Source organism: Kribbella sp. CA-293567, from assembly GCF_027627575.1.
Taxonomy (GTDB): domain Bacteria; phylum Actinomycetota; class Actinomycetes; order Propionibacteriales; family Kribbellaceae; genus Kribbella.
Genome location: NZ_CP114065.1, coordinates 3,631,948 through 3,648,120, shown reverse-complemented (window position 1 = coordinate 3,648,120; position 16,173 = coordinate 3,631,948). Strand labels below are relative to the sequence as shown.

At 70.3% G+C, this 16,173-nt stretch carries 13 protein-coding genes and 1 pseudogene; 7 read left to right on the top strand and 7 right to left on the bottom strand.

Annotation, left to right across the window (positions count from 1 at the left end):
• Nucleotides 1–95: 95 nt before the first annotated feature.
• The 3 genes from OX958_RS16850 (at nt 96) to OX958_RS16840 (ending at nt 3,199) form a co-directional block, all read left to right on the top strand.
• Entirely contained in the window at nt 96–1,442 is a 1,347-nt protein-coding gene (locus tag OX958_RS16850) for a hypothetical protein (RefSeq protein WP_270138762.1), read from the top strand.
• Nucleotides 1,443–1,952: 510 nt separating this feature from the next.
• A complete protein-coding gene (locus tag OX958_RS16845; RefSeq protein WP_270138760.1) occupies nt 1,953–2,465 on the top strand; it encodes a hypothetical protein in 513 nt (170 codons plus the stop codon).
• A 5-nt stretch (nt 2,466–2,470) separates the two neighbouring features.
• Entirely contained in the window at nt 2,471–3,199 is a 729-nt protein-coding gene (locus tag OX958_RS16840; protein WP_270138758.1) for a hypothetical protein, read from the top strand.
• A gap of 273 nt (nt 3,200–3,472) precedes the next feature.
• On the opposite strand, the pseudogene OX958_RS35360 reads toward OX958_RS16840, so the two are convergent.
• From OX958_RS35360 to OX958_RS16830, 3 genes and pseudogenes are all read right to left on the bottom strand, one after another.
• Nucleotides 3,473–3,853: pseudogene (locus tag OX958_RS35360) on the bottom strand (WXG100-like domain-containing protein); the annotation flags it as partial.
• Complete coding sequence (locus OX958_RS16835; RefSeq protein WP_270138757.1) at nt 3,850–4,197, bottom strand: hypothetical protein; 348 nt, start codon at nt 4,195–4,197, stop codon at nt 3,850–3,852. The gene OX958_RS16835 and the pseudogene OX958_RS35360, both read right to left, overlap by 4 nt.
• A complete protein-coding gene (locus tag OX958_RS16830) occupies nt 4,194–4,580 on the bottom strand; it encodes a YbaB/EbfC family nucleoid-associated protein (RefSeq protein ID WP_270138755.1) in 387 nt (128 codons plus the stop codon). The genes OX958_RS16835 and OX958_RS16830 overlap by 4 nt, the downstream gene beginning before the upstream one ends.
• A gap of 120 nt (nt 4,581–4,700) precedes the next feature.
• Between OX958_RS16830 and mycP the strand changes: the two genes are divergently transcribed.
• The gene (gene mycP, locus OX958_RS16825) at nt 4,701–5,990 is read left to right on the top strand and encodes a type VII secretion-associated serine protease mycosin (RefSeq protein WP_270138753.1); all 1,290 of its coding nucleotides are present in this window, start codon (nt 4,701–4,703) and stop codon (nt 5,988–5,990) included.
• A 107-nt stretch (nt 5,991–6,097) separates the two neighbouring features.
• On the opposite strand, the gene OX958_RS16820 is transcribed toward mycP, so the two are convergent.
• Both OX958_RS16820 and OX958_RS16815 read right to left on the bottom strand, forming a co-directional pair.
• A complete protein-coding gene (locus OX958_RS16820) occupies nt 6,098–6,394 on the bottom strand; it encodes a hypothetical protein (protein ID WP_270138751.1) in 297 nt (98 codons plus the stop codon).
• Nucleotides 6,395–6,428: 34 nt separating this feature from the next.
• A complete protein-coding gene (locus tag OX958_RS16815; RefSeq protein ID WP_270138749.1) occupies nt 6,429–6,740 on the bottom strand; it encodes a hypothetical protein in 312 nt (103 codons plus the stop codon).
• Between the two features lie 153 nt (nt 6,741–6,893).
• Here OX958_RS16815 and eccCa point away from each other — a divergent pair, with 153 nt between their 5' ends.
• Genes eccCa through OX958_RS16800 form a run of 3 tightly spaced genes read left to right on the top strand, consistent with a single transcriptional unit; the run spans nt 6,894 to nt 13,226 of the window.
• A complete protein-coding gene (gene eccCa / locus OX958_RS16810; RefSeq protein WP_270138747.1) occupies nt 6,894–10,859 on the top strand; it encodes a type VII secretion protein EccCa in 3,966 nt (1,321 codons plus the stop codon).
• A gap of 49 nt (nt 10,860–10,908) precedes the next feature.
• The gene (locus tag OX958_RS16805; RefSeq protein WP_270138745.1) at nt 10,909–11,307 is read left to right on the top strand and encodes a hypothetical protein; all 399 of its coding nucleotides are present in this window, start codon (nt 10,909–10,911) and stop codon (nt 11,305–11,307) included.
• Nucleotides 11,307–13,226 carry a hypothetical protein gene (locus tag OX958_RS16800; protein ID WP_270138743.1) on the top strand — a complete coding sequence of 640 codons (1,920 nt, stop codon included), beginning with the start codon at nt 11,307–11,309 and terminating at the stop codon, nt 13,224–13,226. The genes OX958_RS16805 and OX958_RS16800 overlap by 1 nt, the downstream gene beginning before the upstream one ends.
• A 60-nt stretch (nt 13,227–13,286) precedes the next feature.
• Here the strand turns inward: OX958_RS16800 and eccB are convergent, their stop codons facing one another.
• Nucleotides 13,287–14,711, bottom strand: coding sequence for a type VII secretion protein EccB (gene eccB / locus OX958_RS16795; RefSeq protein WP_270138741.1), 1,425 nt, complete (start codon nt 14,709–14,711; stop codon nt 13,287–13,289).
• A gap of 1 nt (nt 14,712) precedes the next feature.
• Complete coding sequence (eccD, locus tag OX958_RS16790) at nt 14,713–16,095, bottom strand: type VII secretion integral membrane protein EccD (RefSeq protein WP_270138739.1); 1,383 nt, start codon at nt 16,093–16,095, stop codon at nt 14,713–14,715.
• Nucleotides 16,096–16,173 lie beyond the last annotated feature (78 nt).

Below are 16,173 nucleotides of genomic sequence, written 5' to 3'. Positions count from 1 at the left end.
GACCGAGCCGGATCTGCCGCCCACCGAGCTCCCCCGGCGTACAGGCACAGGCACCTTGGTAGTCCAGATAGCTGATCTCGTCCTGCTCCGTCACGATGACGACCTCGACGCCGCTCAGATCAACTCCCGCCGCGGCCGCCACCTCAGCAACCACCTCCGCCGTCAACGGCAGACCATCGCCGGCCTCCAAAGCCTCCCGGTTGGTCCGCGACGTCTCCCGCGAGAACAACTCAGGTCCCGACGAGTACGGTGTAGCCGCTGGCGCTCCCGGTGTGTACGCCGTGGTCGCACCCGGCCCTGGGAAGTGCGACTTGGTCTCCCCCGCTCCCGGCGAGTGCGACGTACTCCCTCCCGCCCCCGGCGAGGACGACATGCTCTCCCCCGCTCCCGGCGAGTGCGACGTACTCGCTCCCACCCCTGGCGAGTGCGACGTACTCCCTCCCACCCCTGGCGAGTACGACGTACTCCCTCCCACCCCTGGCGAGGGCGACGTGGTCTCTCCCGCCCCCGGCGAGTGCGAGGTGCTCCCTCCCGCTTCCGGCGAGGACGGCGTGCCATCTCCCATCCCTGGCGAGGACGACGTGGTCTCCCCCGCTCCCGGCGAGTACGACGTACTCCCTCCCGCTCCCGGCGAGGACGGCGTACCCCCTCCCGCTCCCGGCGAGTACGACGTACTCCCTCCCGCTCCCGGCGAGGACGGCGTACCCCCTCCCACCCCGGGCGAGTGCGACGTGGTCTCCCCCGCCTGCGGGGCGGCCGGCTGCTGTTCCGTCGACGCCGCAGAGGCCGTGGCGCCGGAACTCTTGGTGTGTGTTGGAGTTGCCGGTCGAGTGCCGCTCCCCTGCTGGCTGGCCGAGATCGTACGAGCCGAAGCAGCCTGGTCCGCAGCTGCCGCCAGAGTTCCAGCCGCTGCACCTGCCGCCAGAGGTCCCACGTTGCCGCCGACGGAGTTGGTCGAGCCGCTCCCGGCGCTAACCGGCGATCCGGCCTCACCTGTCGAGGTTCCGTCCGCAGCTACTGCGCTGCCGACGGAACCGCTGCCTGCAGGCGCATCGTTGTCGCCGAGAACAACGTCGCCTGCCGCACGGTCGCCGGTACCAGCGCCGGCGTTGGCGTCGGCGGGCGCGACGCTGGTACCCACGTTGGTGTCGGCGGGCGCGACGCTGGTACCCACGTTGGTGTCGGCAGGCGCGACGCTGCTGCCCGCACTGGCGTCGGCGGATGCATCGTCGGTACCCGCGTTCGTGCCGCCTGGTGCACGGTCGCCCGTACCCGTCCCCTTACCCGCGCCAGCGGGCGCGATGCTGGTGCTCACGCTGATGTCGATGGGCGCGGCGCTGGTGTCCGCGTTGAAGTTGGCGAGTGCGCCGTCGGCGGGCGTGACGCTGGCGTCGGTGGGTGCGTCGTCGGTGTCCGCGTTGGTGTCGCTTACCGCATGGTGACCGGTAGCCGTGCTGGTATCGGTTGCCGCTTCGCTGGCATTCGCGTCGTTGGCAGGCGCGACGGTTGTATCCGCGTTGGTGTCGGTCAGTGCGTCGTCAGTAGCAGAATTCTGGCTGGTGGGGTTCGTGGCTCGATCGCCGCGTGCTGGGCCTGACTGTGTCGTGTTCTGAGCGGGTGGGCCGACGGAGTTTTGAGGAGAAGCCGGCTGCGGCGTGGAGCTGGTTTGGGTTGTGGCGGAGGACTGTGCAGGCGCGCCGGGCGCTGTGCCAGTAGCCGAATGAGCAGCCGTTGTCTGGGGAGCGACTGCGACCGACTGGCTGTTCACCGAGCCGCTCTGGGTGGCAATCGGCGTACCGGCGGGCTGAGCGGACGAGGTCTCGGTGTGGGTCGCGGTGGGATCGACCGCGGAGGACGATGGGGCATGAGAGATCGCAGTACCCGCGCCCGCGCCGGGCGCACCTAGCGGCGGGCCAACGGACTCCGAGCCGTGCGCGTCATCGCTGGTATCCGTGAAGCCGCTGGCATCCGCGACGTCACCGCTCGAACCAGTCACACCGCCGTTTGTGCCTGCCGGGCTGCCGCTCGTGCTCGCCGCGCCGTCGTTCGTACCTGCCGCGCTGTTGTTCGTGCCCGCCGCGCCATCGTTCGCATCTATCGCACTGCTGCTCGTGCTCGCCGCGCTGTCGTTCGCATCTGTCGCACTGCTGCTCGTGCTCGCTGCGCTGTCGTTCGCATCTGTTGCACCGCTGCTCGTGCTGGCCGTGCCGTCGTTCGTGTCCGTCGCCCTGCTGCTCGTGCTTGCCGTGCCGTCGTTCGTGCCCGCCGTGCTGCCGTTCGTGCTCGCCATGCCGTCGTTCATGCTCGCCGCGTCGTTGGTGGTGGCTGTTGCGTTGGTATCGCCGTCCGCCGCGTTGTCACCGACCGGGCTCTGCCGGCCAGCCCCGGCATCGCCCTGCTGGTCGGACGCGCCGACTCTTGCGATCTCATCCGCGGCGTCCTGCCGACCAGGTCCCTCGACCTGACCACCTTGATCGACCCGACCACCTTGGTTGTTCTGCCCGCCTTGGCCGCCGTTCTGACCACCTTGGCCGTTCTGACCACCTTGGCCGCCGTTCTGACCACCTTGCCCGTTCTGCCCAGCAACCCTCTCCGCTGGACGATCCCGGCCCACCCCCGGATCCGCCCGCTGCTCGGCACCCGGCTGCTGACTCCCGCCCCGCTCTCCACCCCCGACCGGCTGCCCACCCTTCGTCGCACCAGGCTGCCCGCCCGACTGATCAGGCCCGACCACCTGTTCACCCGACTGATCGACACCACCGTCACCCAGCACAGGCGGCCTACCAGCCGGATCAGTCCCAAGCAGCGAGTTCAGGCTGGGCACCGGCCGACCGCCGAGAGCCTCGATCCGGGAAGCCGTGGCGGCGCCCAGCGCCTGACCAGCGTGGACCGACGGCGATCGCGTCGCGCCGAGCGCGCCAGAGAGCGCTCCCTGGTCGACCAGCGCCTTGCCGAACGTTCCCCAGGTCAGCTCGCCCAGTCTGCCGTCGGCCGTGGCCTGCGCCAGCACACCCGCTACCGGCGACGTGATGCCGTTGACGACGAAGGCGTGGCCCATCTCGTTGAGGACGGCGCGCGGCCGGCCTCGGTCGCTCAGGCGGAGAGCGTCGGCCAGCCGGTTGGCGGGGGCCGAACCGATCCTTCCGACCGGCGCTATCCCCCGGGCCATCCCGGCGCCGATCACCTCGGCGCCCGCTGAGACCCACATGCGCTGGGTGTCGTAGCCGTTGCGATAGCCCTGCAAGTTGCTGAGCGTCTGCGAGATGTACTCCGACCCGAGTCCTTCGGCACCTTCCCGAAGCCCACCGATCAGCCCCCGGCCGGTAGCGCCGCCGGCTCTCAGCAGACCGGCCGGGATCGTGGCCGTTGCCCGGCCCGACAGCGAGGTCATGGCCCGGCCGACGAGGGCACCGAGCCGAGTAGCCATCCCGGCGAAGATCCGGGCCTGCCAGAAAAGTGCCACACCGGCCGGGAAAGCCAGCGTGGCGGCGAAAAACACCGCGTTGAGCGCCAACTCGGCGTAGATCCCGTTGCGGACGTCGGCGATCGTCTGGGCGTAGTCGAAACACAGCTTCGCCATGTCGTGATACACCTGGATCGCGCTCCGCAGCTCGGTCACGGTGGTGCCCAGGTTGGTGGTGAAGATCCCGCCGACGGCGTCCCGCCAGTACTGCGGGATCTCCTGGTTGGTCCGCTCCGCCTCGTCGACCACCGCCTGCAACTGGTGGCCGAGGTCCTGCCACCCCTCGCCCATCGCCTTGATCATCGCTTCGTCGGTCGACGGCCAGATGTTCTGGTCCCACCACGCCCGAAAGGCCAGCCACAAGGGGTCCGACGGTTCGGGGATGCTCACTCGAGTCGGCGCAGTCGCTCGACATCCCGCTGGGAGTGCGCCACGTACTCCGAGACGATCTGGTTGCCGTTGGCACCGGCTCCTTCGAAGATCTTCGCCACCTGCGACGACAGCTCGTTGATCTGGTCGACACTGGCGTTGTAGTTGGCGCGGAACGTCTTGGCCAGCTCGCTGTAGTCGGTGCGCGCCTCCTCCTCACCGGCGGCGATGATGGGGTTGTTCCTGGCCAGACCCTCGCTGAAGGGTTCCGGCGCGGCGGTCAGTCTGCGCATCAGCCCTCCGGTCTGCTCCGGGAACATGTCGACGTCCCCGACGTTGCCGAAGTTGATCGGACCCTGGCTCATCGCGCGGCCGCCTTTCCTGCCTTGGAGATCTCCGCGAGCATCGGACCGAAAGCGATCTCCGAGGGATCGCCGGTACCGTCCGGGAACAGCGCGGACAACTGCCGGACCGCGGCTTGCTGCGCTTCGCGAGCCGCCTCGTTGAGAACGTCGCGGAGGCGCTCTCCCAGCGCGCCGGCGTCGGCATCGCGATAGATCCGCGGGTCGAGCGTCAGCTCCCTGACATCGCCGTACAGGCCGACGGTGACCGTGATGAGACCGTCGTCGGACTCCGCGGACCCGGTCGTCTCGGCGCTCATCGCCTGGTACCGGCGCAACTGACGGCCGGCGTGCTCCAGCTCGGTCGCCCACAACTGGCCTCCGGGAAAGTCGCCGCCGGACATCATGCCGCCTCCCTCGGTCGCTGGTCCTCGACCACTATTCCCGTCGGGTAGCGGCCGGACGGAGGGCTGACCGCTTCCGGCCACCCTGCCCCTCCGGCCGCCGCTGTCCGTGAACCTCGGAGTGTGAAGAAGAGGTGGTGGCGAGTACCCGTCCTGATGCTGTCGATCGCCGGCGTGGCCGCCGGCTGGTCACCCGCGTCCGCCTCGGCTGCGCCGCCTCGTGGCGCGTGCTCCAACCCCGAGCCCGCCAGGCCCGTGGAGCGATTGTTGCCCTGGGCCCAGGAACTGCTCAAACCGCAGCGGGCGTGGCCGTTCAGTACCGGAAGCGGCGTCACCGTTGCCGTGGTGGACTCCGGTGTCGACGCGGACCATCCTCAACTCCGGCGTACCGGCAAAGTGCTGGCAGGCCGTGACTTCTATCTGGTCGGCTCGCTGCCAGGCAACTTCGACTGCGTCTCCCACGGCACCGGAGTGGCCGGCATCATCGCGGCCGACCAAGCCACCGGGATCGGCTTCCAGGGCGTCGCGCCCGGCGCCCGGATCCTGCCCGTCCGGGTGAGCGAACGAGAAACCGGACGAACCGGACAGGCCGAGCGGATCGACCCTCAGATCCTTGCCCGAGGCATCCGGTACGCCGTCGACCAGGGCGCGCGGGTGATCAACCTGTCGATGGCCGGTGACCAGGACCAGCCGGCGGTGCGGGCCGCGGTCGCCTACGCGGTCCGCAAGGACATCGTGGTGATCGCCGCGGTGGGCAACCGGCAGGGCGACTCCCCCGTCAGTTTGCCGTCCTATCCGGCCCAGTACCCGGGCGTCGTCGGCGTCGGCGCGATCGACAACCTTGGCGCCAGATTGTCCGCGTCGCAGTACGGGCCGTACGTCGATCTGGTGGCACCGGGCGGATCGGTGCTCACGGCGAGCCGGCAGGCCGGTCACGTCTATTCCGACGGCACGAGCTTCGCGGTCCCCTTCGTCACCGCCAGCGCCGCACTGGTCCGGGCGGCGTACCCGCAGCTGACGGCGGCCCAGGTTGTCCAACGCCTCAAGGCGACCGCGACCCCGGCCCGCGGCGGCGCGGACAGCCTGCAGTACGGCGCCGGCATCGTCGACCCCTACCGGGCGGTGACCGAGGGAATGATCGGTACGGCGGCCCACGAACTGCCCTCGATGCAGGCTCCGCCACCGGACCAGCACGCGCTGGCGCTCGCCGCGTGGTGGCGCGCTGCTGGTTCCGACGCACGCTGGATGACCGGCCTCGCCGCCGGGGCAACCGCTCTGACCGTGCTGCTCAGCGCCCTGTTGATCGCCGGCCGTCGGCGGCGCTGGGCCGCAGGCAGGACGACCATCGTTCGCCGGCGGGATACACCACCGGCTGAACTCCTGCCGGAACGCCTCTTCGCCGGAGTCGACTGAGCTCCGTCTCAACCTTCGATGCCTGCAGCAACGAACGGGAGGGCCCACAGAAGAGGCCCTGGCCGGATCGCTCCGGCCAGGGCCTCCTCTTCTGAGGGGTGTCGCGGCTACAGACTGGCGGCGATTCCCCGGCAGGTCGCCAGCGTGCTGGCACCGTCGGCGGAACACTGGTTCCAGGCCGTCGACTGACGCTGTGCGTGGTCGGCGGCCTCCAGGGTTCCGTTGACCTCCTGGTGGGTGACCGCGAAGTGCTGGTCCGACGCGCTGTCCATCCACTCGCCGCTGGCCAGGTTGCTCGCCGCTCGCAACTCGTCCTCGGCCATCATGGTCCGGTCCGTCGAGACGCCGCGCAGGGCCTGCGACGACATGTCCATACCGCTGAATGCCTGGTAGATCTCCGGCATCGGGACTGCTCCTTCCTCTGGCTGGCTCGGACGCTCAGGCGGTCAAGGCACCGACGCTGTTGACCGTCTGAACGTTGTTGGAGATGTTGTTGTCGTACTGCGAGCCGATGTTCGAGACGCCGGCCGACCGGTTCTCCACCCGCGCGTGGTGCGGACGGACACCGCCCTGCCAGCCGTCACCGACGGCGGCCGCCGCGATGTACCCCGGTCCACGCCACGAACCGTTCAGATCCAGCGTGGTGGCTGCCGCCCGGCCCGCGTTGCCGGTCAGGTCCTGGCCGTAGGCACCGGTCCGCATGGCGTGCTGGGCCATGCTCTCGGTGAAACCCTGGATGAAGTCACTCATCCCCTGCTCCTTCCTGGTGGTGGAACGTCCACCTCAACGTAGGGAGCGCCGGGGCTGTCCCGGTCCGGACGGCACGTTCCTGCCACCAGCGGCCGACGCTGCGCGAGGCGCGTGATGATCGAGCGAACCGGATCGAATCCCGAGGAGGCCGCGATGGCGACAGTGGTGGTGCGCCGCCCGATGCGGCGGCCGGCTCCCGAGCTGCCCGGCGGCGAATTGTTGCTGGAGGCACCGCCCGAGGTCCCCGAGCCCGCCGGGCGTCAGTGGGCCCAGATGCTGATGGTGCTGCCGATGGTGGCGATGATGGGCGCGATGATGCTGATGTTCTCCGGCAGCATCGCCAGCAGCCTGCGGTACGTGATCTTCGGCCTCTTCGGTCTGGCCATGATCGGGATGATCATCGCCGGACTCTTCACCCGCAACGGCGGCGGCAAGACCGAGATGGGTCAGGCCCGGCGGACCTATCTGCGGCACCTGGCCCAGCAGCGGCTGCGACTCAGCCGCTCGGTCAGCCGGCAACGAGAGACTCTGCACTACCTGCACCCCGACCCGAGCTCGCTGTGGGCACTCGCCGGCAGCTACCGCCTCTGGGAGCGACGTCAGGACGATCCGGACTTCGGGGTGACCCGGATCGGCGTCGGCAAGCAGGTGCCCGCGACGACGATCGTTCCGCCGGACACCCAGCCGCTGGAGCGGTTGGAGCCCTTGTCCGCGCTGGCGCTGCGCCGGTTCGTCTCGACGTACTCCACGGTGTCCAACCTGCCGTTGGCGATCGCCGTCACCGGCTTCGCCCGGATCTACCTGCCGGGCGACGTACGACGCTCGCAAGCACTCGCCCGGGCCATGGTCGCCCAGCTCGTCAGCCTGCACGCCCCGGACAACGTCCGCATCGCCATCTGTGTCAGCGACGATCGCCGGGAGGACTGGGACTGGGCCAAGTGGCTGCCGCACGTGCTGCACCCGGAGCGTAGTGACGCCCTGGGACCGATCCGGCTGATCGCGCCCTCGATCACCGCACTGGAAGCGATGCTCGACGACCTGCTCACGAACCGGCCGCGGTTCGACCCCGACGCCGCCGGCGCGGTCAGCGGCCCTCACCTGGTGGTCGTCCTCGACGGTGGCGACGCGGACGGCTCCGATCACCTGCTGGTGGGTCCCGGTCTGGAGGGCGTCACCGTTCTCGATCTCACCTTCTCGCCGCCGCGAGCGATCGACACCACCGCGATCAGCCTGGACCTCGAAGCCGACGGCACCCTCCACGCGGAGACGATGGAAGGCTCGGAGCGGATCGGCCGAGCGGATGCTCTGGATCAGCTCACCGCCGAGGGCCTGGCCCGCCAGCTGGCTCCGCTGCGCCTGACCGCCGGGGCACAGGGTGAGCAACCCCTGAGCGCCGACCTGGGTCTGGCGGATCTCCTCGACCTCGGCGACCCCTTCGACTTCGACCCCGACGAAACCTGGCTGCCGCGGCCGAGCCGCGACCGGCTCCGCGTCAGGTTCGGGCTACGGCCGGACGGCCAGCCGATCGAGCTGGACCTGAAGGAGTCCGCGCAGGAGGGAATGGGGCCGCACGGTCTGCTGATCGGCGCCACCGGTTCGGGCAAGAGCGAACTGCTGCGCACCCTCGTACTGGCGCTGGCCATCACGCACCCACCCCGGTCACTGAACTTCGCGCTGGTGGACTTCAAGGGCGGTGCGACCTTCACCCGGCTGGACAAGCTGCCGCACACCAGCGCGGTGATCACCAACCTGGCCGAGGAGCTCCACCTGGTCGACCGGATGGCCGACGCGATCAACGGTGAGCTGCTGCGCCGCCAGGAACTGTTACGGGCCGCAGGCAACTTTTCCTCCCTGCGGGACTACGAGAAGGCCAGGGCAGCGGGCGCGCCGCTGGACGAAGTACCGACGCTGCTGGTCATCTGCGACGAGTTCAGCGAACTGCTGACCGCCCGCCCGGACTTCATCGACATGTTCGTCCAGATCGGCCGGGTCGGGCGATCGCTCGGGGTGCACCTGCTGCTGGCCAGCCAGCGGCTGGAAGAGGGCCGGCTCCGCGGCCTGGAGACGCACCTGTCGTACCGGATCGGTCTGCGCACCTTCTCCGACATCGACAGCCGCACGGTGCTCGGCGTGAACGACGCGTTCCATCTGCCGCGCGCACCGGGGCACGGGTACCTGCGGGTGGGAACAGAGCAGATGGACCGGTTCCGGTCGGCGTACGTCTCCGGTGTGCATCGGCGTCCGATCCCGGGGGCCATGCCGGCGGTGAGCGGCCGAACGGTGGAGCTGCTCGACTACTCCAGCAGCTATGTGGCACCGGCGGTCGAAGGCGACGAGGAGGAGACTCCCGCCGATGCCGACGGCGCGTTCGACGAGGCGGTCGGCGAATCCTTGATGGACGTCCTGGTCGACCGGTTCGAGGGGAAGGGCACGGCGGCACACCAGATCTGGCTGCCCCCACTGGACCAGGCTCCCGCCCTCGGCACGGTGCTGCCCAACGGGCCCTCGGAGTACCTGAACGGACAGTTCCGGCCCGGGCGGCTGCAGACCGTCGCCGGCATCGTGGACCGTCCCCTCGAGCAGCGGCGCGACCCGCTGCTGCTCGATCTGTCGGCCGGCGGTGGACATGTCGCGGTCGCCGGTTCGGTGCAGAGCGGCAAGAGCACGACCCTGGTCACCCTGATCACCGGTCTGGCACTGACACACTCGCCGCGCGAGGTGCAGTTTTACTGCCTCGACTTCGGCGGTGGGGTGCTGACCGGCGTCCGCGATCTGCCGCACGTCGGCTCGGTGGCCGGCCGGCAGGACGTCAACGCCGTACGGCGCAGCGTGATCGAGGTGCTCGGCATCGTGGCCGAACGTGAGAAGAGTTTCGCCCAGCTCGGCATCGACAGCATGGAGACCTATCGGGAACGCCGTCGCCAAGGCGACCTTGCCGACCTCCCGTACGGCGACGTGTTCCTGGTCGTCGACGGCTGGGCGACGATCCGCAACGACTTCGAGGACCTGGAGCAACTGCTCGCCGACATCGCGACCCGGGGTCTGGCGTACGGCGTGCACCTGATGGTCAGTGTGGCGCGCTGGTTCGATCTGCGGACCAACGTCCGCGACCTGTGCGGGACCAAGCTGGAGCTACGGATCGGCGACCCGATCGACTCCATGGTCGACCGCCGGGCGGCGGCGCTGGTTCCGGAACGTGCGCCGGGGCGCGGGATCTTCACCGGCCGGCACCACTTCCTGATCGCGGCGCCGCGGCTGACCGAACCCGACGGCGACGAGCGGGTCTCGGCCGGGCTGGCGGAACTGGTGCGGACGGTGACCGCGGCCTGGCCTGGAACGGCAGCGCCGGAGGTCCGCCTGCTGCCGGCCGACGTACCGTACGAGGCCGGCAACGGCGCGAGCTCGAAGGAAGCCGGTCTGGCGGTCGGCGTGGCCGAGCGCAGCCTCGAGCCGGTGCTGCTGGACCCGAACGCCAACCCGACCTTCATCCTGCTCGGTGACACCGGATCGGGAAAGACCGGCTTCCTGCGGACGTTGTGCCGGCGGATCTCGGAGACCTACTCCCCCGCCGAGGCCTGTGTGCTGGTCGTCGACCATCGCCGCGGCCTGCTCGGGTCGGTCGAAGGCGACAACCTGCTGGGCTACGGCACCGGGCACCAGGTCACCGAGAACCTGATCAACCGGCTCGTCCAGGTGCTGGAGGAGCGGTTGCCCGGACCCGACGTGACCCCGCAGCAGTTGCGGGACCGGTCCTGGTGGCAAGGCCCGGACGTGTTCGTCCTGATCGACGACTACGACCTGGTCGCCACCGGCGAAGGGCATCCGTTGATGCCGCTGCTGCCCTACATCCCGCAGGCCGCCGACCTCGGGTTGCGGATCTACGTCGCCCGGCGGACAGGCGGCGCGATGCGCGGTCTGTTCGAGCCGGTGCTGGCCAAGATCCGCGCGGTCGGGTCGCCTGGTCTGCAGCTGTCCGGCAGCCGGGACGAGGGCATCCTGCTGGGCGGGCTGAGAGCGCAGCCGCTCCCGGCCGGCCGCGGCTTCCTGGTCAACCGCCAGGGCAACAGCCAGTTGATTCAGCTGACGCACCCGCCGTCGGACGAGCATCCCGCCGAATGAACTCAGTTCCAGGTGCGGCAGCGGCCGTACCTCGTCAGAAGGAGGATCGATGGCAGCAGGTCCAGGTGATCTCGATGCCCAGACCGAGGGGTTCGCGTACTTCAGTACGCAGATGGGTGGTGTGGTCGCGGATTTCGACGACAAGTTGCGAACGTCCGCGGACAGTTCCGCGGTCGCCCCGAGCGACGGGCTGATGCAGGAGGGCGACGAGTTCATGCTGGCCGAGCGCGGCGCCCGCGACCAGCTCGGCCAGGTGATGGCCAACGCCTCCCGTGGACTGAAGGGGTACCAGGGCGCGGTCGGTGAGATCGGCGTCCAGTACGACGAGGTGATCGTGCGCAACAGCGCGACCATGCGGGCGCTGCTCAGGACGGACACCTCACCGGCGGCCGTCGATCCGGCGTACGCGCGGCCGGGCGTTCTTCCGCCGACCGAAGGAGGGATCTGATGCCAGGAACGGACTACAACGCCGAGGCCGGTGTGACCACGGCGACCACGCTGGCCCAGCTCGAGTTCGCGCTCGGCCGGCTGGTCGTGATCGCGATGACCGAACAGAACCGGATCGGCCCGCTGGAAACGGCGATGACCATGTGGACCAGCGCGGGTCAGGCGGTCGGTACGGCGGCGGAAGGGCTGAACCGGACCTCGTCCGAACTCGTGTCGGCGTCCTGGCGCAGTCCGTCGGACTCGTCGCTGTTCGAGGCCGCCAGCCAGCGCTCGGTCAACTCGTTGCGGGACGCGGAAGGAAGGATCTCCGGTGGTACGGGCTTCGGCGGTCAGGGAGGAGGTGTCACCACGCTGCTGGCGCCGGTGATCGGCAACATCCGGACGGCCATGACAGACATCGAGCAGATCAAGGCGGAGGCCGAGGCGCAGATCCAGAGCGCGCGGTCGATCGCGAGCAGTCTCTTCCTGGATGCCCAGCTGTCAGGCGTGCCGCCGCAGCAGAGCGAGGCCGAGATCGCCGACCAGTACACCGACCAGATCAGGCCGACCGTGGCCCGGGCCGGTCAGGAGCTGAATCTGCTCGCTGCGATCTATCAATCGATCGGTCCGCGGATCACGGCCGCGGCGCAGGGCATGAGGTGGGACGGTCCGGGAGGTGAGAACGCCGGAAGCCCCGGTGGACCGGGAGCGGCAGCTGCCGCACCAGGCGGCGCTCCTGCGGGAGCGCCTGCCGGTGGCCCGGCTGGAGGTCTGGCGGGTGGTCCGGCTGGAGGTCCGGTGGACGCGGCCGCGGCGCTTGCCGGCAGTCCGGCCGGCTCGCTGGCCGACGGTGCTCCCGGTGCTCTCGCCGGAGCGCCTGGCGGCCTAGGAGGTCTGCCGGGCGGGCCGGGCGGTGCGCCCGGAGGTTTGCCGGGTGGCGCGGGTGAAGGTTTGCCGGGCGGTGCGCCTGGTGGTGTTGGTGGTCTACCCGGTGGCACTGGAGGCTTGCCCGGTGGGCCAGGCGGTGGGCCCGGAGGCCTCGGAGGTTCGCCCGGCGGGCCAGGCGGTCTGCCTGGTGGCCTCGGAGGTTTGCCCGGCGGGCCAGGCGGTCTGCCCGGTCTGCCTGGGGACCTGGCCGGCGGCACAGAGCTGTCCCGCATCTCTCCGGGAGGGCTCCCCGCTCTCCCGGTTCCGCCCGGCGGGATTCCGACCCCACCCCCGCTTCCGAACACCGGGCTTCCGGTACCACCACCGGCCGGCCTGCCACCCCTCTTGCCCATCAACGCGGGCACAAGTCAACCGAACCCGATCACCAACCGGCCAGGCTTACCGCCGGGCTCGCTGCCTCCGCTGGGCAAGAACGGCCTCGGCCTCCCCAGCCGTGGCGGTCTCGACTCCGGCCTGATCAACAGCCTCGGAAGGGGCGGCGATCTCGACCTCGGCAAGATCACCGGGAGCCAGCAGACGACGCCGCGGCTCGGTGATCAGCTGATCCCGCGCGTCGGTGACCAGACAGTCGCCCCGAATCAGGCGGGCGTGGGCCGGCCCCCGGCGACCCCGTCCTCACCGTTCGGGACGACGGCAGCCGGCACCGGACCAGGCGGTGCCGGCGCCCCGCCGATGATGCCACCGATGGCCGGCGCTGGTGCCGGTGCCGGCGGCGGTCGTGGCACCAAGCCGGGCGCCGCAAGCATCCGGCCGGTGAATCGCCGGCGCAAGGGACAGAACGACGAAACCCCGGGGGTACCGGTCGGACTGCGCGGCAAGGCCGGGCGAGACCTGCCGGGCGCGTTCCCGATGGTCCCGTCGGCGAGCCGGCGTCGCAGGAACGACCGCGACCAGCCGGTCGAGACACTGCAGCTCCTGGACGAGGAGCTGTGGAAGGTCGAGGAGGCTGAGGCCGCCAAGGCCAAGAAGCAGGTCGGCCGCCTGGCCACCTGAAACAAGAAAGGCCCGGACCTCCCTTGGAGGTCCGGGCCTTTCGTTGTGCAGCCGGGGCGGTCAGACGACCGGCCGTACCGCGGCGGCGAGGTCGAGGCCACTGCCTTGCGGGATCCGGGCGACCAACTGCGCCGGGATGCGGATCGGTACGACGCCCTTGTATCCCAGGGTTTCCAGCAACTGCGGGTCGGCCAGCGGGTAGGCGCGGCCGAGGTCGGTGATCACCAGCACGGTGCCGGCCCGAGCCTGGTCCGACGGCATGGCTTCGACGATCGCGGCAGCGCCGGGCTCGACCAGGATCCGGTCGGCCAGGGCCGTGCCGAGTTTGCCGCGCTTGACCGTCATGGCGGCCTGGTCGCGGGCGGGCATCGCGGCGTCGATCGAGATCGCCGGGACCGCGCTCCCCGGCTGGTACGCCGCACAGACCGTCCCCCGTCCGTTGCGAGGGGCAACGAACTGGGGCAGCGTACGCGGCGCCTGTCCCTCGTCGGCACGGGTCGACGGCGCCTCGGCGCGACCCAGGCTCACCAGGCCGAGAGGAAGCGCGGTCGGCGCTCTCCCGCCGTACGCCGCGGTGATCGGCCGGTACAGCGACTGGATGCCGTACTGCAGTTCCGTGATCGGCCGGAGCCGGTCCTTGAGCGCGACGTAGTACTGCCGGGACCCGCTGGGGGTGGTGACCACGAACAGTTGCCCGATGAGTGTCCCCTTGCGCCCCGGCACCGCCGTCGACGGCTTCCCGAGGCCCGGAGTGATGATCGGCGCGATGGGATCACCGTCCGGCAGTGCCGCGACGAAGGCCGCTCCGACCCGGGCCCACGGTTCCGGCCCGAGCAGTGGGCCGAAATCGATGGCTGCGGATCGCTGGAGCCGGTGCCGGTAGCCCTTCCAGATGAGGTACTGCTCACCGGTGTTCAGTACCTCCACCAGCATCGCGTCGTCCAGCATCTGCTGGTCCCGCGCGGGCCGGGAACCCACCATCAGAACGGATTCGCTGACGGCCGCGCCGCTGACGTCCAGCGCGGGCTCGGAGCACAGCGTCCACGCTCCGGTCAGCAGCCGCTTGCGGTCCGGGAGGGCGTCGGGGGCATCGTTGATGCCGATCAGCGGGCCGCGGGGAATCGACGCCAGGGAGCGGCGTGAGACCCGCTTCGACTCCCCATACTTGCCCAGGGCAAGCAAGGCGGAGGAGTAGTTGGTGACCGGGTGCAGATGGCCGTCGACGTACACGAAGCGGGTGCCTGTCTCCTTCTCGACCACCACCACGTCGCCGCTGCGGCCGACCTTGCTGCCGCCGGGAGCGACCATGCCGTAGACACCGGCCACCACCAGGGCGAGTGCCAGGATCGCGATACTGCCGAACGCGGCGGCCAGCGGCCTCTTGAACGGCGGCTGTTCCGGGTCGGTCTCCCGGGTCACCAGCGCCGAAGTCATCCGCTGGACGGAGAACTGATGGGCCTGGAGTTGATCTTTCCTGGTCGCCATCTCAGCCTCCCCAGCCCCGGACCGCGCCGTACAGACCGAGCACGGCGGCCGCCACCGGGATCAGCGCCAAGGCCACCATCAGTTCCAGGATCTCGGCGTACCGGCTGAGGTACGGGCTGGGCCGGCGATCGCTGTACCGCAGTCCGAAGAAGACGGCCAGCGCGGCGAGCAACAGCACGACCGGCACGATCACCTGCACCGGCTCGGTGAGCCGGCGACTCACCGGACCCAGGATCAGCCCGGCCGTGCCGACCACACCGGGGATCAGCAGCAACAGACGTTGCTTCACGATCGGGTACAGCCGGGTGCGCAGGAACGCGCCGGCGCTCAGCAGGCAGACCAGGATCGTGGCGGATCGCGTCTCGGCCAGCACCAGCAGAACCTGGCAGGCCGACAACACGAGCATCAGCCCGACCAGCATTCCGGTGAGGAGACCGTCAGCACGGACCACCAGGCCGTACACGTGGTTGCGCGGCGGCAACGGATCGTCCCGGACCAGGTCGGCGGTCGTCCTCGGCAGGATCGGCATCGGCAGCCGACCGAGCCGAAGTGCCAGCGAGGCGAGCAACGGCGAGAAGCCGAGCAGGGCGGGTGCCAGGATCGCGGCGACCTCCGAGCCGCCGAGCGAGTCGGAGATGCCGATCCAGCCGCCGATGATGCCCAGGACGCCGACGCTGGTAGCACCGACGAAGAGGACCGCGCCGTCCACGACGCCGAGATGGCAGGCGGCGCCCGCCAGAATCAGGGCCGCGCTGGCGGCGAGGATCTGCGGCGCGCCGACAGCCGGCCAGCTCGCCGTACCGGCCAGGAGCAGGCCGCCGCCGAGTACCGCGCAGGGAAGCGCCGTACCTCCGATCATGACACCAGCTCCCGAGTCCCCCACCACTCTGGCCAGAGTGACAGCACCGGCGACCAGCAACAGAGCCGTGATCAGCAACCATCCTGCCGGTCCCTGCCAGGGCGCTCCCAGCCGAAGGATCGAGGTGATGACCACCAGCAAGGCAACTGCCGCACAAGCCAGGCCGGCCAGTCTCGTGTGCCAGGGAGACCAGGCGGCGCCGAGCCGGCCGGAACCGGACGCGACCGCGTCGACCAGGTCGTCGTACTCGAGCTCGGGCCACTCGAGCCGGCGCGGGACGAGGTGCAGGATCTCCCCGTCGCGGATCCGGTGCGAACCGAGCGTGCGGCCGAGCAGGAGTTCGGTGCCGTCGTCCCGGCGCAGTACCCAACCGCCGCCCGGCGCACCCTCGTCGGCGAGGTGCTCGCCGGCCTTGGTCAGCACGCCGGGCAGCACCTCGGCGACCGAGGACTGCTCCGGCAGCGCGAGGTCGAGCCGGCGCTGCGGCGTGGCAATGGTGACGCGGAGGAGACCGGTGATGTTCATGGCGCCCTTCTTTTCTTGCTGTGGAGGCCGGTGAAGGCACTGCCAGCTTCCGTCCTCGGCCGGTACGACGGACCGCCC